Here is a 21,331-nt window from a genome sequence, read left to right on the forward strand (position 1 = left end):
ACTCGCGAGTGCCGGGCGGCGCTGCATAGCGTTCCGGGCATGACCTTCACCCTTGATCTGCCGACCGGGCCGCTCGCCGACGCGGTGCTGCACACGGTCCGGAGCTCGGTCAGCACCCCGATCGCCCACCACAGCGTGCGCAGCTTCTACTTCGCGCAGCTCCTCGCCGAACACGAAGGCGCCCTGGACGATGCGGCCTACGACCGCGACCTGCTCTTCGCGGCGACCGTCATGCACGATCTGGGCGCCGGCGAACTCGCCCCCGGCCGGGCCCGGTTCGAGGTCGAAGGCGCGGACCTCGCCGCCGCACTGCTGACCGAGCACGACGTCGAGGCGGCCGACGTGGACCGGGTCTGGGAGGCGATCGCCCTGCACACCTCGCCCGGGATCGCCGAACGACGCGGACTGCTCGCCCACTTGACCCGCGGGGGCATCGGCATCGACTTCGGACGCACCGTGGAGATCGTCGCCCACCGGGAGAAGGAGATCCACGCCGCGTACCCGCGGCTCGCGACGGCCCGCTCGCTGACCGACGCCATCGTGGAACGCGCGGCCCGCTCCACCGCGGCCGCGCCCCGCTACTCGCTCGGCGGCGAACTGCTCCGCGAACGCCGCGCCGCCGGCACCACGGAACTCGAACGCGCCGCCGCAGCCTCCCCCTGGGGAGAGTGACCGCCCCCGCCGGAGCCTGGGCCGGGCGTGGGCGCTGCGTCCGGCCTGCGCCCGTGACCGGGCCTGGGCCCCGCCCCCCCCGGTCCGGGCGGCGCCTCCTCGGGCGCGGTCGGATCGGCGGCGCCGGGCCCCACGTCACCCTCGCGATGCCCGCGCCCCGCCGTTGCGGCTCGATCCGGCTCGATCCGATAAGACCGGATCCGCGAGGCATGCCTTACGGGTGGTAGATCTCCGTCATGGCCGTGATCCGGCCCTGGGCGTCGCGGTGGATGGTGAAGTACGGGGTGCTCGCGAGGTGGTAGGTGGGGAGTTCGGCGGGGGAGATGGTGTGTTCGCTCGTGCCCTTGCCGCTGATCCGGATCACGTGGATGACCGCGTCCCGGGTCAGCCGGTAGTCCGCCGGGGCCGCGGTCGGGGTGTACTCGACGTTCTCCTCGTTGCTCACCTGGTAGGTGCAGCCGACCAGGGTGAGGTTGGCCCGGGTGACCCCGTTGGCGGTGGTGGCGGAGTTCAGCTTGGCGGTCTCCGGGCGGGCCGGGTCCTGGTAGCAGGGCTTGACCGCCTCCGAGGGGGTGGCGGTCGCGGTCGGCGCCGGGCCGGTCGGCTGCGGTGAGGCCGAGGTCGGGGCCGGCGCCGGGCCGGAGCCGGCGGCCGTGGTGGCGACCGGTGGGGCGGCGGCCGGAGCCGGGTCGGGGTCGTCGGGTCCGCAGGCGGTGAGCAGTGCGCCGAGGCAGACGCCGAGCAGCGCAGCGGCGCCGACGGTACGACGGTCCTTCATGTGTCCTCCCCCGGGGACTGGTTGCCTGCCGGGGGAGACGCGTGGACACGTCCGCCGGTTTCACTCCTCCCGTCGGTGCCCGGCCCGGCCGCTCCAGCGGGGTTCGAGCCGTTCCCAGGCGCGCCCCCAGGCCTCCTCGGCGCGCCGGTCGAGCCGGTGCAGCCGGACCCGGACGGCGACGACCAGCAGGGCGAGCAGGGCGAGGAACGCCCCGGCCCCGGTGCAGCCGGCGGCGACCGCGAGTGCGGCGTGGTCGGCGGGGGCGCCGGTGGCGGCGCCGTCGGGACCGATCCACACGGGGACGACGCTCCCGGCGGTGGCCGAGCGGGGGGCCTCGACGGTGCCGGTGTGCGGACTGCCGTCGGGGCCGGTCCAGGAGGCCTGGACGTCCATCCGGGTGTCGTAGCCGCCCGCGTAGCGGCTGCCGGCGGAGGCCTTGTCGGGGACGGTGCGCACGACGGCGTCGACCTGGTGGAGCCGCCCGCGGTCGGCGTCGGCCCGGGGCGCGGCGGTGCGGTAGTCGAGGAGGGCGCCGCCGGTGGCGAGGACGAGCGCGACGAGTCCGCCGAGGACGGCCAGCAGCCAGGTCCGGGCGCGGGCCCGGTCGACGGCCCGGACGAGCGGCGCGTGCCGGGTACCGAGGGCCCACCGCAGCTGACGGCCGGTTCGCCGCAGGAGCGACGCGGGCCGGGCCGGGCGGGGTGTGCTGCGCACGGTGAGGACTCCTCAAAGACGTTGTGGCGGTGCGGCGGTGGGTCCGTCGCGGTTCCGTCACCCAATCTCCACCCGATGGCCGTCCCCGCACAAGAGCCGCACGCGTCCGCACCACCCGGGCCGGGGCGCGGACCCAGGCCCCGGCCAGGCCGCGGCCCCGACCCGGGACGTTCGGCCCTCGGCAGCCGTACGGCTTCCGGGGCAGGCTGGGTCCGGTCGCGCCTCACGTGCCGGGGCGCGGTCCTCGCCCGGTCGACCGTGGGGGTGCCGGGCTGTGGTGCGGTGCGGGAGGCGGGTGGGGCCGCCTCCTGCCCGCGCCGCCTTTCCGTCCATCAGGACTTCTGCCGGTCACCAGCTTTGACGTCTCCTCAGTTCAGGGCCGTATTCTCGCCAGCTATACACTCGGTGTGTACTCCCGGTGTATGGTCCTCCCATGAGTGTTCCTTTGACCCTGTTGGGCTTGTTGGAGTGCGAGCCGCGCCACGGCTACGACCTCAAGCGGGACTACGACGCTTTCTTCGGCCGCGGCAAGCCCCTCCCGTACGGCCAGGTGTACGCGACCCTCGGTCGGCTGGCCCGGGACGGCAAGGTGGTCGCGGGCGAGGCGGAGCCCGGCGACGGGCCCGAGCGCAAGCGCTACGTCATCACCGAGGCCGGGGTGACGGAGTTCGAGACCTGGCTCACCGAGCCGGTCGCCCCCGAACCCACCCTGCAGACCGTCCTGTTCACCAAGGTCGTGCTCGCCCTGATGTTGGGCCGCGACGCCCAGGAGTACCTGGACACCCAGCGCTCCGCCCACCTGCGCCGGATGCGCGAGCTCACCGAACTGCGCCGCACCGGACCGCTGGTGGACGCCCTGCTCGCCGACCACGGCCTGTTCCACCTGGAGGCCGACCTGCGCTGGATCGACCTGACCTCCGCCCGACTGGACGCGCTGGCGAGCGAGGTGCGCGGATGACCGCCGTGATCGAGGCCCGGAACGTCGCCCTCGCCTTCGGGGAGACGCCCGCCCTGCGCGGGGCCGACCTGTCCGTCGAGGCCGGCGAGGTGCTCGCCGTGATGGGCCCGAGCGGTTCGGGCAAATCGACGTTACTGCACTGCCTGGCGGGCATCCTGGTGCCGGACACGGGCGAGGTGCTGTTCAAGGGGCAGCGCCTGGATTCCATGAACGAGGCCCAGCGCAGCGCCCTGCGCCGGGACCGCTTCGGCTTCGTCTTCCAGTTCGGCCAGCTGGTACCGGAGTTGACGGCCGAGGAGAACGTCGCCCTGCCGCTGCTGCTGAACGGTGTGCGCCGGGCGGCCGCTCTGGCCGAGGCCCGGCCGTGGTTCGCCCGGCTCGGCCTGGACGGCATGGAGGGGCGCCGTTCGGGCGAGCTGTCCGGCGGCCAGGCGCAGCGGGTGGCCCTGGCGCGCGGCCTGGTGGCCCGACCCGAGGTGCTGTTCGCCGACGAGCCGACCGGCGCGCTGGACTCGCTGACCGGCGAGCAGGTGATGGAGCTGATGGTCGGCGCGGCCCGCGAGCAGGGCACCACCGTCATCCTGGTCACCCACGAGCCCCGGGTCGCCGCCTACGCGGACCGCGAGGCGATCGTCCGCGACGGCCGGGCCCGGGTCCTCTCGGCCGGACCGGTGGCGTCGGGGCCGGTGGCCGCAGGACCGGTGGCGTCAGGACCGGTGGCCTCATGAGCTCCGCCTACGGTCGGCCGACCGCCGCCGCCGGCCGGGTGATCCCCTTCGCGCTGCGCCTCGCGGTCAGCGGCGGCCGGGAGGCCGTCGCCCGGCTGCTGATGATCGCCGCGGCCGTCGCGATCGGCGTCGGCCTGCTGCTGTCCACGCTCGCCAGCCTGAACGCGGTGGACCGCGCCAACGAGCGCCAGCTCTGGATGAACACCGGTGTCAAGGGTGGCACCGAGACGGCACAGGTGGACCCGCTCTGGTGGTACGCGCACGGCGACTACTACCAGGGCAAGACGATCTTCGAGGCCGAGGTCGCGCCGACCGGGCCGAGCTCGCCGGTCCCGCCCGGGCTGACCCGGCTGCCGGCCCCCGGTGAGTACTACGCCTCGCCCGCCCTGGCGAAGCTGCTGCGCGACGTCCCGGCGGTTCAACTGGCCGACCGCCTCCCGGGCAGGCTGGCCGGCGTCCTCGGCGACGACGCGCTGATCTCCCCGGACACCCTCTCCGTCGTGATCGGCCGCACGGTGGACGAGGTGCGGGCCGGGCCGCACGCCACCCAGGTCACCACCATCGCCGCCGCGGTGCCGGCGGACTGCGACAACGAGTGCTTCGGTCACGGTGTGCGCGGCGACGCGCTGACGCTCATCCTCTCCGTGGTCGCCGGCGCGCTGATCTTCCCGGTGCTGATCTTCATCGGCACCGCCACCCGGCTGTCGGCCGCCACCCGCGAACAGCGCTTCGCCGCGATGCGGCTGGTGGGGGCCACGCCCGGGCAGATCTCGGTGATCTCGGCGGTCGAGTCGACGGTCGCGGCGGTGATCGGCACGGTCGTCGGCTTCGGGGTGTACCTCGCGCTGCGCCCGGTGGTCGCCACGGTGCCGTTCACCGGGGACCGCTTCTTCCCCGCCGATCTGAGCCTGGGCGTGGTGCAGGCCGTCGGGGTGGCCCTCGGCGTCCCGCTGGCGGCCGCGCTCGCCGCGCGCTTCGCGCTGCGCCGGGTCGTCATCTCCCCGCTGGGCGTCAGCCGCCGGGTGACCCCGCGGCCGCCGAGCGTCTGGCGGGTGGTCCCGCTGGTGCTGGGCCTCGCCGAACTCGGGTACTTCGTCGACAACCGCCCGCCCACCACCAACGGGCAGACGGCGGCCTACCTCACCGGCTTCCTGCTGGTGATGCTCGGGCTGGTGATCGCCGGGCCGTGGCTGACCATGGTCGCCGCCCGCGCGGTGGCCCGGCGCACCAGCCGCCCGGCCGCGCTGATCGCGGTGCGCCGGCTCGCGGACGATCCCAAGGCCGGGTTCCGCTCGGTCGCCGGACTGGTGCTGGCGCTGTTCGTGACCACCGCGACGGTCTGCATCATCGGCACCATCAACGAGAACCGCGGTGTGCTGAGCGGAGATCCGCAGACCCGCAAGGCCGTGGTGCTCACCCCGGGCGACATCCTGGGCCCGCGGGCGATCGACAGCGTGCCCGAGGGCGTGCTGGCGGAGACCCGGGCCGTCCCGGGGTACCGGGGGCTGGCGCTGGCGCACGTCAATCCGACCGGGATCGGCAAGGATCCGACCGATCCCCGTCCGTTCGTGCCCGCACTGGTGCTCTGCTCGGAGCTGGCGCAGGCGCCGGTGCTCGGCCACTGCGCGCCCGGGGCGAGCGTCGCGGCTGTGCCGATGACCCAGTTCCTCGACCTGCGGGGGGCGACACCGGAGCAGTGGCCGACCGCCCCGGTCACGCCGGAGGGGGTCGCCAAGCTGCCCGTGAAGATGGTCTACGTGACCACCGACGGTTCGCCGGCGGCCATGGAGCAGGTGCGGACGGTGCTCACCAGGGCCCAGCCGACCTTCGAGGCCCGCATGGTCGAGGACTTCGGCACCACCTCGCAGAAGGAGCTCCAGGGCTGGCGCCAGCTCGCCGACGTGGTGCTGCTGACCACCCTGCCGATCGCCGGGTGCAGCCTCGCGGTGAGCGTGGTGGCCGGACTCTCCGACCGCCGCCGGCCGTTCGCGATGCTGCGGCTCACCGGCGCGCCGCTGCGGCTGCTGCAACGGGTGATCGGCCTGGAGAGCGCGCTGCCGCTGCTGCTGGTGTCGGCCTTCTCGATCGGGACGGGCTTCGCGGCCGCGGCCATGTTCCTGAAGTCGCAGATGAAGTACGACCTGGTGTCGCCGGGCGCGCTCTACTACGGGCTGACGGCCTTCGGGCTGGTCGCCTCGCTCGGCATCATCGCCTCGACGCTGCCGCTGCTGAAGCGGATCACCGGCCCCGAGGCCGCCCGCAACGGCTGACGGCCAGGTGCCGTTCGTACCCCGTCGTCCCGGCTGTGCTCAGCGGGCGACGGGGTACGCGCTCGTGCCGGCCCGCACCGCGGACGGCCGCTCGGGCAGCCAGCTGCCGAGGACCAGCGCGGACGGGTAGAACATCGGCTCCGGCAGCGCGTCCAGCGGGAACCGCTCCCAACCGCCGCACGCGTGCGGCTCGGTGACGACGGCCTCGGCGAGGCTCGGCGGCGCCAGCACGGCGGCGGTCAGCCGGGGCCGGCCGAGCTCGTGGTCGAGCAGGACGGCGAGCACCCGCATCTCCTCGGCGGGCAGCACGATGCCGGTCTCCTCGGCGAGTTCGCGGGCCGCCGTCCGCTCGAAGGACTCGCCGGGGTCGACCTTCCCGCCCGGCAGGCTCCAGGTGGGCGGCTCACCGGCGGTGGTCCGCCGACCGATCAGCACCCGGCCGTCCCCGGTGGGCACGATGACCCCGGCGCCGAGCATCGGTGCGGTGCCGTGCGGTGCCATGCCGTTCACTGGTGTGCCGGTCAACTCGCCGTCTCCTTCGGATCGTTACCAGTTGGCGCGCTCGTAGTCCTTGAGGAAGCAGCCGTACAGGTCCTCGCCCTGCTCGCCGCGGACGATCGGGTCGTACACCCGGGCGGCGCCGTCGACCAGGTCGAGCGGGGCGTGGAAGCCCTCGTCGGCGAGGCGCATCTTGTCGGGGTGCGGCCGCTCGTCGGTGATCCAGCCGGTGTCCACGGCGGTCATCAGGATGCCGTCCGTCTGGAACATCTCCTGCGCGCTGGTGCGGGTGAGCATGTTGAGCGCGGCCTTGGCCATGTTGGTGTGCGGGTGGCCGGCGCCCTTGTAGCCGCGCGAGAAGACGCCCTCCATCGCGGACACGTTGACCACGTACTTGCGGCGGGACGCCGAGGCGGCCATCGCCGGGCGCAGCCGGCTGATCAGGATGAACGGCGCGGTGGAGTTGCAGAGCTGGACCTCCAGCAGCTCGACCGGGCCCACCTCCGAGACGGTCTGCACCCAGCTGTTGGTGTCGGCGAGGTCGGGGACCAGGCCGCCGGCGTCGATCGCGGTGCCGGCCGCGATCCGGGCGGGCGTCGCGGAGCCGGTGACCAGGGCGAGCGAGGTGACGTCCTCGGCGGCCATCCGCTGCTCGCCGCCGCCGGCCTGGTGGGGGAGGGCGGGCAGGTCGACGCTGCCGCTGCCGAAGCGGCCGATGGTGGTGGACTGGGGGAGCGCGCCGGCCGGCAGCGGCGCGGACTCGGCGGCGATCAGCTCGCGGTAGGACTCCGGCGGGCGGCGGACGGTCTGCGCGGCGTTGTTGATCAGGATGTCCAACGGGCCGTCGGCGGCGACCTCGTCGGCGAGCGCCATCACCTGGGCCGGGTCGCGCAGGTCGATGCCGACGACCTTGAGGCGGTGGATCCACTCGGCGCTGTCCGGCATCGCGGTGAAGCGGCGGATCGCGTCGTTGGGGAAGCGCGTGGTGATGGTGGTGTGGGCGCCGTCGCGCAGCAGCATCAGCGCGATGTACATGCCGATCTTGGCCCGGCCGCCGGTGAGCAGCGCGCGCTTGCCGGTGAGGTCGGCGCGGGCGTCCCGGCGGAGCCGGTTCTTCACCGCGCAGGCCTGGCAGAGGTTGTGGTAGAACGCGTCGACCTCGACGTACCGCTGCTTGCAGGTGTAGCAGGAACGCGGGCGCTCCAGGATGCCGGCGATCTCGGTGGTGGTGACGGTGGTCAGGCCGAAGGCGCCGGCGGTCTCGTCGTCGATCCGGGTGGGGGCGCCGGTGGCGGTGCGGGCGGTGACCTCGCGGTCGTTGGCGGTCTTGCGGGCCCGGGTCTCCTGGCGGCGGCGCTGCTTGAGCGTGCGGAATATGCCGCCGACGGCCTGGCGGACGGTGATCGCGTCCGGGTGGTCGACGTGCAGCTCGTCGAGCTCGGCAAGGACCTCCAGGCAGAGCCGCAGGCGCTCGGGGTCGAGGCCGGGACCGAAGTCGATCTCCTCCTCATTGCCCTGGACGCCCTGGCCGCCCTCGACGCCCTGGTCGTGCTGGTCCTGCTCGCTGTTCACGTCGCTGTTCACGTCGATGTCCACGCCCGCCGTCATGCCTCGTTGCCGCTTTCCCGTTCGCCCCGCCGTTACCGCGTGAATGCTACGGGAGCGGTCCCGGCCGGGGCGAAAACCCGGACGTTTGGATGATCATCCAAGTCTACGCGCGAAGCATTGATCATGGTTTGTGCACAGTGCCAGCAATCGCCCCCGAACTGGCTTTTGCCCCCACCAACGCGGAGAATCGAACGTTGGGTGCCGGGCGCCCGAGTGCGCCCGGCGGCACAGCCGCAACCGCACCCGAGGTGTAATTTCTCCCAGCCAGAGAGCCCCCTTTCATGCGCTTCCTGAACGACCTCAAGCCCTCGTACGACCTCACGTACGACGACGTCTTCATGGTCCCCAGCCGTTCCGCCGTGGGCTCCCGGCAGGGCGTCGACCTCTCCTCCAACGACGGCACCGGCACCACCATCCCGCTGGTCGTCGCCAACATGACCGCGATCGCCGGCCGCCGGATGGCCGAGACCGTGGCCCGCCGCGGTGGCCTCGTCGCCATCCCGCAGGACATCCCGACCGAGGTCATCGCCGAGGTCATCTCCTGGGTCAAGCAGCGCCACCTGGTGCACGACACCCCGATCACTCTCGCCCCCGGCGCCACCGTCGCCGAGGCCCTCTCCCTGCTGCCCAAGCGCGCGCACGGCGCCCTCGTGGTCGTCGAGGACGGCAAGCCGGTCGGCGTCGTCACCGACTCCGACTGCCAGGGCGTGGACCGCTTCACCAGCCTCTCCGAGGTGATGTCCCGCGAGCTGCTGCTGCTCGACGAGGGCATCGACCCGCGCACCGCCTTCGACCGGCTCACCGAGGCCCACCGCAAGCTCGCCCCGGTGGTCGACGCCGACGGCCGTCTGGTCGGCATCCTCACCCGCAAGGGCGCGCTGCGCGCCACCCTCTACACCCCGGCCGTGGACGCCGACGGCAAGCTGCGGATCGCCGCCACCATCGGCATCAACGGCGACGTCGCGGGCAACGCCAAGGCGCTGGTCGAGGCCGGTGCCGACGTGCTGGTGGTCGACACCGCGCACGGCCACCAGGAGTCCATGATCAACGCGCTGCGCGCGGTGCGCGGCCTGGACCCGCAGGTCCCGATCGTGGCCGGCAACGTGGTCTCCGCCGCCGGTGTCCGCGACCTGGTCGAGGCGGGCGCCGACATCCTCAAGGTCGGGGTCGGCCCGGGCGCCATGTGCACCACCCGGATGATGACCGGCGTCGGCCGCCCGCAGTTCTCCGCCGTCCTGGAGTGCGCCGCCGAGGCGCGCCGGCTCGGCAAGCACGTGTGGGCCGACGGCGGCGTCCGCCACCCGCGCGACGTGGCGATGGCGCTGGCCGCCGGCGCCTCCAACGTGATGATCGGCTCCTGGTTCGCGGGCACCTACGAGTCCCCGGGCGACCTCCAGACCGCCGCCGACGGCCGCCAGTACAAGGAGAGCTTCGGCATGGCCTCGGCCCGCGCGGTGAGCAACCGCACCGCCCAGGACTCCTCGTACGACCGTGCCCGCAAGGCGCTGTTCGAGGAGGGCATCTCGCACTCCCGGATGTTCCTCGACCCGGCCCGCCCGGGCGTCGAGGACCTGATCGACTCGATCGTGGCCGGTGTGCGCAGCTCCTGCACCTACGCGGGCGCCAGCACGCTGGAGGAGTTCCACGAGAAGGCGATCGTGGGCATCCAGAGCGCGGCCGGCTACGCCGAGGGCAAGCCGCTGCACTCCAGCTGGGCCTGATCGCCCGCGGGCTGATCGCCCGCAGGAGCGGTGGGCGTCCCTCCTCCGGACGCCCCTGCGCCTTCGACGGCCGGCCGGTTCCTCGCCTCGGGGAGTCGGCCGGCCGTCTTCGTGTCGGTGGCGGTCTCGGTGGCGGCGTCGGCGCGGGCGTCGGCGTCGGTGTCGGCGCGGGCGTCGGTGTCGGTGTCGGCGTCGGTGGTCACGGAGCCGGTCGTGCGCTCGGCGCGGTCGGGCAGGCCGAGCGGGAGCAGCAGGGCGTGCCCGAGCAGCCCGACCGAACCGTCCAGCGCGGCCGCGAAGGCCCGCCCGGCACCCGGCACCCGGCGTAGCTCCCACAGCGCGTGGACGGCGGCCCAGGCCCGCTCGCGCGCGACGTCCACCGACCAGGCCCCGAGCAGATGGGTGAACGGCTCCGCGCGCTCCAGCAGGTCGGGCCCGGGCATCAGCTGCTCCCGGACGGCGGTCTCGACCTCCGCGAGCAGGCCGTTGATCCGGTGGTAGTCCGCGGCGAGGTCGGCCGGCCGGCGGCCGAGTCGTCGGCAGGTGTCCAGGACGGCGAGCGGCAGGTCGTGCTGGATGTGGGCGTTCATCCCGGCCAGGGCGAACTGCAACGGGTGCACACCCCGGTGGGCGCGCAGCGCGAACAACGGCCGCCAGCAGGCCGGCGGTTCCTGTCCGGCCGCGTCGGCGGCCACGGCCAGCAGGTACCGCCCGGCGAACACCACGTCCAGCTCGGCCATCGCCGCCGGATCGGCGAAATACCCAGCCGACAGCCGGTCACGGACCGCTTCCGTCACGGACAGGTACAGCTGGTTGAAGACCGCCACCCCGTCCGCGGGCGGAAGGCCCGCCCCGATGTCCCGCAGCCGATCGACCACCTCCTCGACCGTGACCGGCGCACTCTCCCTCGTCGTCGTCACGGTTGTTGTCGTGACCGTTGCTGCCGTCGCCGTACCGACCATGCGTCACCCTCCGATGTCGATCGTGCACTGATCGCATCATCGTGACAGCGGCGTCCACTGTCGGGCGTTCACGCAGGTCGGGTGTCGGAAGATCTCTTGATGATCACTTGGTGCTCCCTTTACCGTGCGCCCTGAGCTCTGTCATGATCGCTGACCGTGATAAATCGTCGTACCTTGATCACCGTCCTTGCCGCTGCTCCGGCTCTCACCTCCATCGGCGTCGCCCTGCGGGGCACCCCCGCGTACGCCGCCGACCTCTACGCCTCCAACACGGCCCTCTACGCGGACACGACCCTGACCGAGGGCGTGGACTACGGCCGTCGCTACCGTCGCCACCTGATCGACGACCAGAGCACGAGCGCCCGCACCGCGCTCATCCGGACCACCGTCATCGCCCCGCACGGCGGCGGCATCGAGGCCGGTACCTCCGAACTCTGCCTGGCCATCGCCGGCTACCACCCCGCCGACCTCACCCCCACCCCGGCCGCCGGTCCGGTGTCCGACTTCTGGATGTTCGAAGGCCTGCGCTCGTCCGGCAACAGCTCGCTGCACGTCACCTCGACCCACTGCGACGACACGGTGGCCCGGGCGATGTGCGCGGGCAGCCTCAACGTCCTCTCGCTGCACGGCTGCACCGCCGCCCAGGCCGGCCTGGAGGCCGGCGCCCAGGCGGTGCTCGTCGGCGGCCTGAACTCCACCTTCCGTCAGTACCTGATGGAGGAGTTCGCGACGGCGGGCATCCGCGCGGTGACCGCCTCCGGTGAGGAGGAGATCGCCGGCATCTCCCCGGAGAACATCTGCAACCGCAGCATGCTCGGCATGGGCGCCCAATTGGAGATGACCACCGAGCTGCGGGCCGCGATGTTCGCCGTCGGCAAGAACACCCGCACCGACCGGGCCACCAACACCGTGCCGCTGTTCTGGAGCTTCACCACCGCCGTCCGCACGGCGATCCAGCGCCTGGAGGCGACCCAGCCCGTCCTCTGACCCGCGGGGGAGTCGCCGACGGTCGGACAGGCCGTCGGTGGCTCGGCCCGGCTCGGCCCGGCTTCGGCCCTGCGTCAGCCCAGCTCGTACTCCAGCACGTAGGTGTGGCCGCCGCTCTCGTCGACGGTCAGGTGGAACTCGCCGGTGAGCCCGGCCAGCTCGCCCGAGCCCGTCCCCGGCACCACGCGTATGGTCGTGCCGGTCGTGTCCCAGGCCGCGTGCTGGAGCACGAACGAGCCCTTCCGCCCGTCCAGTTCGCCCGTCACGTACTCCACGGCGACGTACGAGGCCGGGCCGCCCGAGGCGTCCCCGACGGACAGCATCCGCACCTCGCCCGTACCGCTCAGCCCGCCCGTGAACGTCTTCGAGATCCGGATCCGGCCGAACGACGCGCCCGCCCGCTCCTCCGTCTCCACCGACTCGAACCCGGTCACCTCGAACGCCCCGCTGGTCCTGTTCCCCATGGCGCCTTCCCCTCGACGAACCCCTACGACCGGCACCCCACCGACCGTGTGCACAGCGTTGCACACGGCACTGACAATTGACCTGGCGAGCGAGTCGGGGGAGCGGGGCGGGCAAGTGAGTGGGGGCGTTCCGACCGGCCTCAGTGCTCCCAGCGGACCGCGAGCAGGGCCGCGTCGTCGGAGAGCCCGGCCGCGCCGACCCAGTCGTCGACGTCCGCGAGCAGTGCGTCCAGCAGGTCCGCGGGGCTGCCGGCGGGCAGGTCGGGAAGCCGTTCCTCCAGGGGGTAGAACCGCCCCCCGGCGTCCCGGGCCTCGGAGACCCCGTCGGTGTGCAGGAGCAGCAGGTCCCCCGGCTGCGGGTCGAAGCGGCCGACCGGGTACCGCCCGCTGGTCAGCCCCAGCAGCCCGAGCGGCGCCGCCGCGTACGGCGGCTCCAGCCCGCGCACCCGACCCGCGCGGCGCAGCAGGGGGTTCGGGTGGCCGCAGTTCACCACCGAGACCGGGCCCCGGTCGGGGGCCGCATTGAGCAGCAGCGCGGTCGCGAAGCGGCCCTCGCCCGGGCGGGCGGCGAGCGCCGCGTCCAGCCGTTCGGCCAGTTGTCCCAGGTCCGGTTCGGTGCGGGCGGCCTCCCGGAACACCCCCAGCACGTCCGCCGCCGTCTCCACGGCGGACAGCCCGTGCCCCTGGACGTCGCCGAGCAGGATCCGCACGCCGTAACGGGTGTCCGTCACGGCGTACAGGTCCCCGCCGATCCGCGCCTCGGCGGCCGCCGCGACGTAGCGCACGGCGATGCGCAGCGGCCCGAGCCGCTCCGGCGGCGGGCGCAGCAGGGCCCGCTGCGCCGCCTCGGCCACCGTGCGGACCTGGAACAGTTCCCGCTCACGGGCCGCGACCAGCACCACGTTGGCGGCGCTGGCCAGGGTCGCGGCCAGCACGGTGATCACTGCTGTGAAGTGGACCTCGGTGGGCAGCTCGGTGTTGGTGGACTCCAGCAGCCCGACCGCGAGGACGGCGAACGCCCCGGCGGCCAGTGGCACCCGCGCCGACCGGGTGGTCGCCCCGGCCAGCACGGGTGCCACCGCGAGCACCGGGGACAGCGTCGTCCCGGGCCCGGACACCAGGTCGGCGACCACGGCGACGAGCAGCAACAGGAACGCGCAGAGCAGCAGCAGCCGGGTGCGCCGCGGCAGGTGCAGCGGCGGCACACCGTCCGGGCCGTCGGCGGTCACACGTCCTCCAGGGGCAGGCGCGGGCGCGGAGATCCAGCGGCTCTCCCGTCCTCTCCTTCTCCCGTCCACTCTGCGCCGCCGCCCCGCCGGGCGGCACCTCGGGCACCGGCGACGCGGAGGCGCCACCTCGGGCACCGGCGACGCGGAGGCGCCACCTCGGCCCCCGGGGGCGGATCGGCCCCGGTTAGGCTGGCCGGGAGATGAGACGCAAGAGCCGCCGCCCGGCCTCCCCCCTCCCACAGCGCCACGGCGTGGACCCGGTGCACCTGCGGCTGCCGCCGGAGGGCCCCTGGCCCACGGTCCGCGGCTACCTGGTCGAGCGCCTGCCCGCAGTGGCCGCCGAGCGGATCGACGCGGCGCTGGCGGACCGGGAGATCGTCGGCGAGCACGGCCCGATCGCCCCGGACGAGCCGTTCCGGCCCGGCACGCACCTGTGGTTCTACCGGGACCTCCCGGACGAGGTCCGCGTCCCGTTCGAGCTGACGGTGCTGTACCGCGACGAGCACCTGGTGGTGGTCGACAAGCCGCACTTCCTGGCCACCACCCCGCGCGGCCGGCACGTCACCGAGACGGCCCTGTCCCGGCTGCGGCACGAGCTCGACCTGCCCGCGCTCAGCCCCGCGCACCGGCTCGACCGGCTCACCGCGGGCCTGGCCATGTTCGTGGTCCGGCCCGAGGATCGCGGCGCCTACCAGACCCTGTTCCGCGACCGGCTGGTCCGCAAGGAGTACCAGGCGGTCGCCCCGCACGACCCCGCGCTGGTCCTGCCGCGCACCGTGCGCAGCCACATCGTCAAGGAGCGCGGGGTGATCGCCGCCCAGGAGCTCGACGCGCCGCCCAACAGCGAGAGCCGGATCGACCTGCTGGAGTGCCGCGACGGCCTCGGCCGTTACCGGCTGCGGCCGTTGAGCGGACGCACGCACCAGCTGCGGCTGCACATGAGCGGGCTCGGGGTGCCGATCCTGGGCGATCCGGTGTACCCGGTGGTGCTGCCCGAGCCGGCCCCGGACGACTTCCGCCGGCCGCTCCAACTGCTCGCCTCGGTGGTCGAGTTCACCGATCCGCTGACCGGCCGGGAACGCCGCTTCGAGACCGGCCGCACCCTCGCCGCCTGGACCGACCCGCTGGCCTGGTCCACGGGCTCCGCCGAATCCGCCAACGCAGCCGAATCCGCCGACTCAGCTGACTCCGCCGGTTCGGTCTGAGGTCTTCGGTCCGACGATCTAGGACGAACGGAGGACCGGGTCCCGGTTCCGGCGGCCGATCCGCCCGGCCCCGCGGCGCGCGAGGGTGGGGCCATGAACGCAGCTCAGCACCCCGCCGCCGCCCCCGTCGCCCTGATCACCGGTGCCTCGCGCGGCCTCGGCCTCGCGCTCGCCAAGGCCCTCGCCGCCGAGGGCTGGCAGCTGGTGATCACCGCGCGCGGCGCGGCCGAACTCGCCGCCGCCGAGGCGGACCTGTCCACCGTCACCAAGGTCGTCGCCCTGCCGGGCTCGATCGTGGACGACGAGCACCGCGCCCGCCTGGCCGAGGCCGCCGCCGGGCTCGGCGGCGCGAGCCTCCTGATCAACAACGCCGGCACGCTCAACGGCGCCACCACCGCCGACGCCCAACCGCTGCCCCGGCTGGCCGACTTCCCGCTGCCGGACCTGCTGGAGACCTTCGAGGTCAACGCCCTCGCCCCGATCGCCCTCACCCAGCTCCTGCTGCCGCAGCTGCGCACCGCCCGCGCCGGCGCCGTCCTCAACATCAGCTCCGACGCGGCCGTGGTGCCCTACCTCGGCTGGGGCGGCTACGGCGCCAGCAAGGCGGCGCTCGACCTCGCCACCGCCGTACTCGCCCGTGAGGAACCGGAGTTGCGGGTCTGGGCGGTCGACCCGGGCAGCATGAACACCCGGATGCTCCAGCAGGCCAGCCCCGGCGAGGACATCTCCGGCGAGTCGCTGCCCGAGGAGGTCGCCGCCGTCCTGCTCGGCCTGCTCCGCGACCGCACCCCCCCCGGCCGCTACCGCGCCGAGGACCTGGCCGTCGAGGACCTGGCCCCCGAGGACCTGGCCGCCGAGGACCTGGCCGCCGAGCGCCCGGAGACCGAGCCGGCCACCGCGACCCGGGGTGATCGATGACCGCGCTGACCGACGCCCAGCCGCTGCCCGACTTCACCGTCCCGCCCGAACTCTCCGCCCGCGCACCGGTGGAGACGCGCGGCGGTGCGCGGGACGGCGTCCGGATGCTGGTCGGGCGGCGCGACCGGGGGAGCGTCGAGCACCACCGCTTCACCGACCTGCCCGAGGTGCTGCGCCCCGGCGACCTCCTGGTGGTCAACAACTCGGCCACCCTCCCGGCCGCACTGTCCGGACGGCTGCCCGACGGCACGCCGGTCGCGCTCCACCTCTCCTCCGCACAGCCCGACCGGCACGGCGGCTACCTGGTGGAGCTGCGCCGCGTGGTGCCGGGGGAGGCGGCCGGCTACTACCCGCCGGCGCAGTCCCCGGCCCGCCCGGGGCTGCGGATCGCCCTGCCGGCGGGTGGTTCCGCGGAGCTGACCGAGGCGTTCACGGCCCGCCTCTGGTACGCCGAACTCGACCTGCCCGAGCCCCTGTTGGCGTACCTGGGCCGGCACGGCAAGGCGATCCGGTACGGCTACACGGACCGCGACCAGCCGATCGAGGCCTACCAGACGGTCTTCGCCACCGTCCCCGGCAGCAGTGAAATGCCGAGCGCCGCACGGCCGTTCACGGCGGAGGTGGTGGCCCGGTCGGCCGGTCGCGGGGTGCTGGTCGCGCCGGTCACCCTGCACACCGGGGTGGCCTCCCCGGAGGCTCACGAGGCCCCGTACGCCGAGCGGTTCCACGTCCCGGCGGCCACCGCCCGGCTGGTCGGGCATGTCCGGGCGGACGGCGGCCGGGTGATCGCCGTCGGCACCACCGTGGTCCGTGCCCTGGAGTCGGCCGCCGCCGCGGACGGCACGGTCCACGAGGCCGACGGCTGGACGGAGTTGGTGATCACCCCCGAGCGCGGGGTGCGCGTGGTGGACGGCCTGCTCACCGGCTGGCACGAACCCCGCGCCTCCCACCTGCTGATGCTCGCCGCCGTCGCCGGTCGGCCGCTGCTCGCCGCGTGCTACCGCGAGGCCGTCCAGCACCGCTACCTCTGGCACGAGTTCGGCGACGTGAACCTGCTCCTGCCGGACTGAACCGACCCGAGCCGAACCGACCCGACCCGAGCCGAGCCGAACCGAAACCGGCCCGACCCGAGCCGAGCCGACCCGACCCGACCCGAGCCGAACCGACCCGAGCCGAACCGACCCGAGCCGAACCGACCCGAGCCGAACCGAAACCGGCCCGAGCCGAACCGAGCCGGGACGAGGTGGCCCCCGGGCTCAGCCGGCAGCCGGGGCGAGCAGGGTCTGCGCCACGTGGTGGGTGTCGAGGTACTCGCGGACGGAGGTGATCAGCCCGTTCTCGACGGTGAAGACGCCCAGGCAGTGGTTCCGGTACCCGGCGCCGTTGGCGGCCGTACCGACGGTGGTCCACTCGGCGACGACCCGGGGGCCGTCGGCGAGGACACCGGTGAGGGTGATCGAGGGCAGGCCGTCGGCGGCGAACAGGGTCCCGATCTGGCCGAGGAAGTCGCCGAAGATCTCCTGCTTGCCGCGCCAGGTGCGGGACAGCGCGAGGTCGCCGGGGTAGGCCCAGGTGGCGTCCTCGGCGAACAGGGCGACGGCGGCGTCGAGTTCGCCCGCGGCGATGAGGTTGACGTAGTCGGTGACGACGGTGCGGGCGTCGGGGTGCTGCATGGTGACTCCTGGGCTCTTCGGCCGGCCGGGGCTCTCCCGCCGTGGCACCAGGTAACCGCCGCGCCGCCCGGCCCGGCCAACAACCGCAACCGGTCCACGACAACCAACCGTTGTCGTCCCAGTCGGCGCCCCCCGTTCCAGCCCGGGCGCTACGCCGCCGTGGTGCCGGGCGGCAGCTCCAGCTCGAACCAGACCACCTTGCCGTCCCGGGTGCGCCGGCTGCCCCAGCGGTGCGCGAGTTCGTTGACCAGGTGCATCCCGCGCCCGCCCTCGTCCTCGGCGCGGGCCCGGCGGATCCGCGGCGCCTCGCCCTCCTGGTCGGCGACCTCGACGGTGAGCGCGCGGTTGCAGAACAGTCGCAGCTGGGTGGGGGATCCGGCGTGCACCAGGGCGTTGGTGATCAGTTCGCTGGTGAGCAGCTCGGCCCAGTCGGCGAGGGCGCCGAGCCCCCAGGCGGCCAGCGTCTCGCGGGTGAACCGGCGCGAGTGCGCGACCATGGCGCGGTCGCCGGTGAGCGGCAGGGTGGCGATCCGGTCCGCCCCGACCGGCCGGACCTGCGCCAGGATGACGGCGATGTCGTCCTCGCTGGTGCGGCCGGTGAGTTCGGCCAGCACCGCGTCGCAGGTCTGCTCCAGCGAGCGGCGCCGGTCGGCGACCGTCCGGCAGAGCAGCCGCAGCCCCTCGTCGAGGTCCCGGCCACGGCGCTCTACCAGGCCGTCGGTGTAGAGCGCCAGGATGGCCGCCTCGGGCAGGGTGAACTCCACGCTCTCGAACGGGACTCCGCCCACGCCGAGCGGTGCGCCGGGTGGCAGTTCGACCAGGTGGGCCCGGCCGTCCGGGTCGGCGACGACGGGCGGCAGGTGGCCGGCACAGGCGGCGGTGCAGCGGCGGTCCACCGGGTCGTACACCACGCAGACGCAGGTCGCGAACTGGCCCTCGCCGATCGCCGTGGTGGCCTCGTCCAGCCGGTGCAGCACCCGCGAGGGGTCCAGGTCGAGGGTCACCAAGGTGCGGGCGACGGTGCGTAGTTGGCCCATGGTGGCGGCGGCCCGGATGCCGTGGCCCATCACGTCGCCGACGATCAGCGCGACCCGCCCGGAGGTCAGCGGCACCACGTCGAACCAGTCGCCGCCGACCTCGCTGACGACACTGCTCGGCTGGTAGCGGTAGGCGATCTCCAGGCCGAGGGTGCGGTGGATCTCCTGCGGCAGCAGGCTGCGTTGCAGGGTGAGCGCGGTGTCCCGCTCCCGGCGGTAGAGCCGGGCGTTGTCGATGGCCAGCGCGGTGCGGGCGACCAGTTCCTCGGCCAGCGCGCGGTCGGCCGGCCCGTACGGCACCGGGTTGTGCATCCGGATGAACTCCGCGCCGCCCAGCACGAGTCCGCGCGCCACCAGCGGCACCATCAGGTACGAGTGGACCCCGGCGTCCAGGCCCGGTTGCACCCGGTCGGGGGCGGCGACGATCCGGCGCAGCTTCTCCTCGGTCACCTGTGCGATCAGGATCGAGCTCCGGGAGCGCAGGCTCTCCGCGTACACCTGGGCGGACTGCGAGGTCTCGCCGACCTGGTCGGCGGCGGCCGTCATGGTGCCGTCCGGCGCCGCCTCGCCGACCGCCACCGCCCGCATCAGCACCGAGCCGTTGTCCGGGACGGGCTCGGGCTCCTCGCCGCCGAGCACCGCCTCGCGCAGGTCGACGGTGACGAAGTCGGCGAAGCGGGGGATCACCACCTCCACCAACTCCTGGGCGGTGCGGTGCAGATCGAGCGTGGTGCCGATCCGGGTGCTGGCCTCGTTGAGCAGGGACAGCCGCTGCTGGGCGGCCCAGGCCTCGTCCAGCGCCCGCTGCCGGGCGGCGGCCGCGTCGCGTTCCCGGGTGAACAGCAGCGCGTTGTCGATCGACACGGCGGCCCGCACCGCCAACTCCCCGGCCAGCGCCAGGTCGTCGTCCTCGTACGGGCGCTCGACGAGCGTGCGGTAGAAGCCCGCGACGCCGACCGGGGTGCCGCGCGCGATCAGCGGCACCACCATGAAGGAGCGCACGTTCTGCTCCCGCACCGCCGCCGTGCGCACCGGGTCGTCGGCGAACCAGGCGAGCCCCTCCTCGTCCATCCGCGGCACCAGCACCGGCTTGCGGTGGGCCAGGCTCCACGCGTACGGCGAGCCCGGCTGGAACCGGTGCACCCCGCCGAGCCGGGCGATCGGCGCCATGGTGGAGCCGTGCACCGAGTGGAAGGCCATCCGCCGCAGCAGCGCCGAGCCGTCCGCCGGGGCGCGGGCCTCGCGCTCGCCGCGGACCAGGTCCTCCAGCACCTCGACCACCACGGTGTCGGCCAGCCGGGGCGTCGCCACCTCGGCCAACTCCTGGGCGGTCTGGGCGAGATCGAGCGTGGTGCCGATCCGGGTGGAGGCCACGTTGACCAGCGCCAGCCGCTCCTGCGCGGCCTTCGCCTCGCGCAGCGCCTGCTGCCGGGCCAGCACGGTCTGGTGCTGGCGCAGGTACAGCCGGGCGTTGTCGATCGCGACGGCGGCCCGTGAAGCCAGCTCGTCGCCGAGCGTGATGTCGGCCTCCGCGAAGGACTCGCGCTCGCCGCGCCGCGAGTACACGATCATGCCGAGGGTGGTGCCGCGGGCCACCAGCGGGGTGATCCGCACCGAGCGCGGCCGGTCGCCGAGGTAGGCCTGGCGGCGGCTCTCGCTGATGCCGTCCTCGCTCAGCAGCGGCAGCTCCCAGGACGGCACCACCACCGTCTGCCCGGTGGCCAGGGCCCGCGCGTACGGCGAGTCGGCCGGCAGCTCGTACACCGCGTCCACCGGCAGCGCCTCCGCCGGGTACAGCGGGTCGGTGGTGGCCAGGGCCAGCCGGCGGACGAACTGCGACGCGTCCTGGGCGGGCGGCTCGACGTTGCGCCCGGCGACGAGCGCCTCCAGCGCGAACACCCCGCTGATGTCGGCGACTCTGGGCACCATCGCGTCGGCCAGCTCCCGGGCGGTCTGCCGCAGGTCGAGCGTGGTGCCGATGGAGGCCGTCGCGTCGACCAGCAGGGCCAGCCGCTCCTGGGCGCGGGCCGCCCGGGCGTCGGCGCGGAACCGCTCGGTGATGTCGATGACCGTCGAGCTGACCCCGAGCACCTGCCCGCCCGGCTCCTCCAGCCGGAAGTAGGAGGCGGACCAGGCGTGGTCGTGCAGCGGGTCGTTCGGGGTGCGGCCCTGCGAGCGGGTGTCCACCACCGGCGTGCCGGTGAGCAGCACCTGCCGCATTACCGCCTCGGCCTCCGCCCCGTTGATCCCGGGCAGCACCTCGGTGAGCCGGCGGCCCAGGTGTTCCCCGGCGGCCAGGCCGTTCACCCGGGCCAGCGCCTCGTTGAGCCGGACGAACCGCAGCTCCGTGTCGTAGACGGCCATTCCCACCGGGGACTGGGTGAAGAAGCCGTCGAGCACCGCCAGATCGGCCTGGATCCGGCGCAGCGTGGTCACGTCCGAGGCGACCGCAAGCACCAGCGGGCTGCCGCCCGGCCCGGTGATCGGGTGGGTGCGGAACTCCAGGTTCACCGGGTGCCCGTCCCGGTGGCGGACCGGGAAGACGCCCGACCAGGCGCGGCCCTCCAGGATCTGCTGGAACAGCTCCAGCACCTCGGGCCGCTGCTCGTCGGAGGCCAGCAGCTGGGCGGCCTTCTCGCCGATCGCCTGCTGCGCGGTGTAACCGAGGAGTGCCTCCGCGTCGTCGCTCCAGTGCAGGATGCGCCCGTCGGCCTCGATCAGCGCCGTGGCGATCGGCACCATCAGCAGGGCGTCCTGCCGCGGCTCCGCCTCGCGCTGCTCGTTCACCATGTCGTCCACCATGGCCAGAGGACCGTCCAGAGAACCGTCCGGAGATCGTTTCCGCCAGCCCTGCCATCTTCCCACGCGGCCCCGCCCGACCGCTCACCGTACGGACGACGGCTCGGCGG

Annotated in this window: 18 protein-coding genes; 9 read left to right on the forward strand and 9 right to left on the reverse strand. The window is 74.1% G+C overall.

The features are described from left to right. The first annotated feature begins 39 nt into the window (after positions 1-39). Positions 40-672 carry an HD domain-containing protein gene (locus ABTY15_RS09815; RefSeq protein ID WP_350578983.1) on the forward strand — a complete coding sequence of 211 codons (633 nt, stop codon included), beginning with the start codon at positions 40-42 and terminating at the stop codon, positions 670-672. Between the two features lie 214 nt (positions 673-886). Here ABTY15_RS09815 and ABTY15_RS09820 read toward each other — a convergent pair whose 3' ends face one another. Then, positions 887-1,450 (reverse strand): hypothetical protein, encoded by a 564-nt coding sequence (locus ABTY15_RS09820; RefSeq protein ID WP_350578986.1) that lies wholly within the window; start codon positions 1,448-1,450, stop codon positions 887-889. Between the two features lie 60 nt (positions 1,451-1,510). Further along, positions 1,511-2,164 carry an Rv1733c family protein gene (locus tag ABTY15_RS09825; RefSeq protein ID WP_350578989.1) on the reverse strand — a complete coding sequence of 218 codons (654 nt, stop codon included), beginning with the start codon at positions 2,162-2,164 and terminating at the stop codon, positions 1,511-1,513. 433 nt (positions 2,165-2,597) lie between these two features. On the opposite strand from ABTY15_RS09825, the gene ABTY15_RS09830 reads away from it, so the two are divergent. From ABTY15_RS09830 to ABTY15_RS09840, 3 genes are read left to right on the forward strand one after another with little or no spacing between them, the layout of a single operon-like run. Next, positions 2,598-3,122, forward strand: coding sequence for a PadR family transcriptional regulator (locus ABTY15_RS09830; RefSeq protein WP_350578995.1), 525 nt, complete (start codon positions 2,598-2,600; stop codon positions 3,120-3,122). Further along, positions 3,119-3,850 (forward strand): ABC transporter ATP-binding protein, encoded by a 732-nt coding sequence (locus ABTY15_RS09835; protein WP_350578998.1) that lies wholly within the window; start codon positions 3,119-3,121, stop codon positions 3,848-3,850. The genes ABTY15_RS09830 and ABTY15_RS09835 overlap by 4 nt, the downstream gene beginning before the upstream one ends. After that, a complete protein-coding gene (locus tag ABTY15_RS09840) occupies positions 3,847-6,120 on the forward strand; it encodes an FtsX-like permease family protein (RefSeq protein ID WP_350579001.1) in 2,274 nt (757 codons plus the stop codon). The genes ABTY15_RS09835 and ABTY15_RS09840 overlap by 4 nt, the downstream gene beginning before the upstream one ends. 39 nt (positions 6,121-6,159) lie before the next feature. Here ABTY15_RS09840 and ABTY15_RS09845 read toward each other — a convergent pair whose 3' ends face one another. Together ABTY15_RS09845 and ABTY15_RS09850 are read right to left on the reverse strand one after the other, a co-directional pair. Then, complete coding sequence (locus ABTY15_RS09845) at positions 6,160-6,645, reverse strand: nucleotide triphosphate diphosphatase NUDT15 (RefSeq protein WP_350579004.1); 486 nt, start codon at positions 6,643-6,645, stop codon at positions 6,160-6,162. A 21-nt stretch (positions 6,646-6,666) separates the two neighbouring features. After that, entirely contained in the window at positions 6,667-8,118 is a 1,452-nt protein-coding gene (locus ABTY15_RS09850; RefSeq protein WP_350579136.1) for an SDR family NAD(P)-dependent oxidoreductase, read from the reverse strand. A 389-nt stretch (positions 8,119-8,507) separates the two neighbouring features. On the opposite strand from ABTY15_RS09850, the gene ABTY15_RS09855 reads away from it, so the two are divergent. After that, positions 8,508-9,947 carry a GuaB1 family IMP dehydrogenase-related protein gene (locus ABTY15_RS09855; protein WP_350579007.1) on the forward strand — a complete coding sequence of 480 codons (1,440 nt, stop codon included), beginning with the start codon at positions 8,508-8,510 and terminating at the stop codon, positions 9,945-9,947. On the opposite strand, the gene ABTY15_RS09860 is transcribed toward ABTY15_RS09855, so the two are convergent. After that, on the reverse strand, positions 9,908-10,867 hold the full coding sequence (locus ABTY15_RS09860; protein ID WP_350579013.1) for a DUF5995 family protein: 960 nt from the start codon (positions 10,865-10,867) through the stop codon (positions 9,908-9,910). The genes ABTY15_RS09855 and ABTY15_RS09860 overlap by 40 nt on opposite strands. 216 nt (positions 10,868-11,083) lie before the next feature. On the opposite strand from ABTY15_RS09860, the gene ABTY15_RS09865 reads away from it, so the two are divergent. Next, positions 11,084-11,896, forward strand: a complete 813-nt coding sequence (locus ABTY15_RS09865; RefSeq protein ID WP_350579017.1) for a poly-gamma-glutamate hydrolase family protein — start codon at positions 11,084-11,086, stop codon at positions 11,894-11,896. 74 nt (positions 11,897-11,970) lie between these two features. Here ABTY15_RS09865 and ABTY15_RS09870 read toward each other — a convergent pair whose 3' ends face one another. Beyond that, positions 11,971-12,360 (reverse strand): DUF3224 domain-containing protein, encoded by a 390-nt coding sequence (locus ABTY15_RS09870; protein WP_350579020.1) that lies wholly within the window; start codon positions 12,358-12,360, stop codon positions 11,971-11,973. A gap of 140 nt (positions 12,361-12,500) precedes the next feature. Continuing rightward, positions 12,501-13,589 (reverse strand): PP2C family protein-serine/threonine phosphatase, encoded by a 1,089-nt coding sequence (locus ABTY15_RS09875; protein ID WP_350579023.1) that lies wholly within the window; start codon positions 13,587-13,589, stop codon positions 12,501-12,503. Between the two features lie 200 nt (positions 13,590-13,789). Between ABTY15_RS09875 and ABTY15_RS09880 the strand changes: the two genes are divergently transcribed. The 3 genes from ABTY15_RS09880 (at position 13,790) to ABTY15_RS09890 (ending at position 16,782) form a co-directional block, all read left to right on the forward strand. Further along, positions 13,790-14,794 (forward strand): pseudouridine synthase, encoded by a 1,005-nt coding sequence (locus tag ABTY15_RS09880; protein WP_350579026.1) that lies wholly within the window; start codon positions 13,790-13,792, stop codon positions 14,792-14,794. A gap of 93 nt (positions 14,795-14,887) precedes the next feature. Continuing rightward, the gene (locus ABTY15_RS09885; RefSeq protein ID WP_350579029.1) at positions 14,888-15,712 is read left to right on the forward strand and encodes an SDR family NAD(P)-dependent oxidoreductase; all 825 of its coding nucleotides are present in this window, start codon (positions 14,888-14,890) and stop codon (positions 15,710-15,712) included. Continuing rightward, the gene (locus tag ABTY15_RS09890; RefSeq protein WP_350579032.1) at positions 15,709-16,782 is read left to right on the forward strand and encodes an S-adenosylmethionine:tRNA ribosyltransferase-isomerase; all 1,074 of its coding nucleotides are present in this window, start codon (positions 15,709-15,711) and stop codon (positions 16,780-16,782) included. Before ABTY15_RS09885 ends, ABTY15_RS09890 begins: the two co-directional genes overlap by 4 nt. 186 nt (positions 16,783-16,968) lie before the next feature. On the opposite strand, the gene ABTY15_RS09895 is transcribed toward ABTY15_RS09890, so the two are convergent. After that, on the reverse strand, positions 16,969-17,385 hold the full coding sequence (locus tag ABTY15_RS09895) for a nuclear transport factor 2 family protein (RefSeq protein ID WP_350579035.1): 417 nt from the start codon (positions 17,383-17,385) through the stop codon (positions 16,969-16,971). 149 nt (positions 17,386-17,534) lie between these two features. Further along, positions 17,535-21,212 carry a SpoIIE family protein phosphatase gene (locus ABTY15_RS09900; protein WP_350579038.1) on the reverse strand — a complete coding sequence of 1,226 codons (3,678 nt, stop codon included), beginning with the start codon at positions 21,210-21,212 and terminating at the stop codon, positions 17,535-17,537. Positions 21,213-21,331: the final 119 nt, after the last annotated feature.

Source organism: Kitasatospora sp. NPDC097643 (genome assembly GCF_040302625.1).
Lineage (GTDB): Bacteria > Actinomycetota > Actinomycetes > Streptomycetales > Streptomycetaceae > Kitasatospora.

Excerpts from the sequence above, each read along its gene's own strand:
- ABTY15_RS09895 (WP_350579035.1), bottom strand. The coding sequence starts at position 17,385 with ATGCAGCACCCCGACGCCCGCACCGTCGTCACCGACTACGTCAACCTC.
- ABTY15_RS09820 (WP_350578986.1), bottom strand. The coding sequence starts at position 1,450 with ATGAAGGACCGTCGTACCGTCGGCGCCGCTGCGCTGCTCGGCGTCTGC.
- ABTY15_RS09855 (WP_350579007.1), top strand. The coding sequence starts at position 8,508 with ATGCGCTTCCTGAACGACCTCAAGCCCTCGTACGACCTCACGTACGAC.
- ABTY15_RS09870 (WP_350579020.1), bottom strand. The coding sequence starts at position 12,360 with ATGGGGAACAGGACCAGCGGGGCGTTCGAGGTGACCGGGTTCGAGTCG.
- ABTY15_RS09880 (WP_350579026.1), top strand. The coding sequence starts at position 13,790 with ATGAGACGCAAGAGCCGCCGCCCGGCCTCCCCCCTCCCACAGCGCCAC.
- ABTY15_RS09885 (WP_350579029.1), top strand. The coding sequence starts at position 14,888 with ATGAACGCAGCTCAGCACCCCGCCGCCGCCCCCGTCGCCCTGATCACC.
- ABTY15_RS09840 (WP_350579001.1), top strand. The coding sequence starts at position 3,847 with ATGAGCTCCGCCTACGGTCGGCCGACCGCCGCCGCCGGCCGGGTGATC.
- ABTY15_RS09900 (WP_350579038.1), bottom strand. The coding sequence starts at position 21,212 with ATGGTGAACGAGCAGCGCGAGGCGGAGCCGCGGCAGGACGCCCTGCTG.
- ABTY15_RS09830 (WP_350578995.1), top strand. The coding sequence starts at position 2,598 with ATGAGTGTTCCTTTGACCCTGTTGGGCTTGTTGGAGTGCGAGCCGCGC.
- ABTY15_RS09890 (WP_350579032.1), top strand. The coding sequence starts at position 15,709 with ATGACCGCGCTGACCGACGCCCAGCCGCTGCCCGACTTCACCGTCCCG.
- ABTY15_RS09835 (WP_350578998.1), top strand. The coding sequence starts at position 3,119 with ATGACCGCCGTGATCGAGGCCCGGAACGTCGCCCTCGCCTTCGGGGAG.
- ABTY15_RS09815 (WP_350578983.1), top strand. The coding sequence starts at position 40 with ATGACCTTCACCCTTGATCTGCCGACCGGGCCGCTCGCCGACGCGGTG.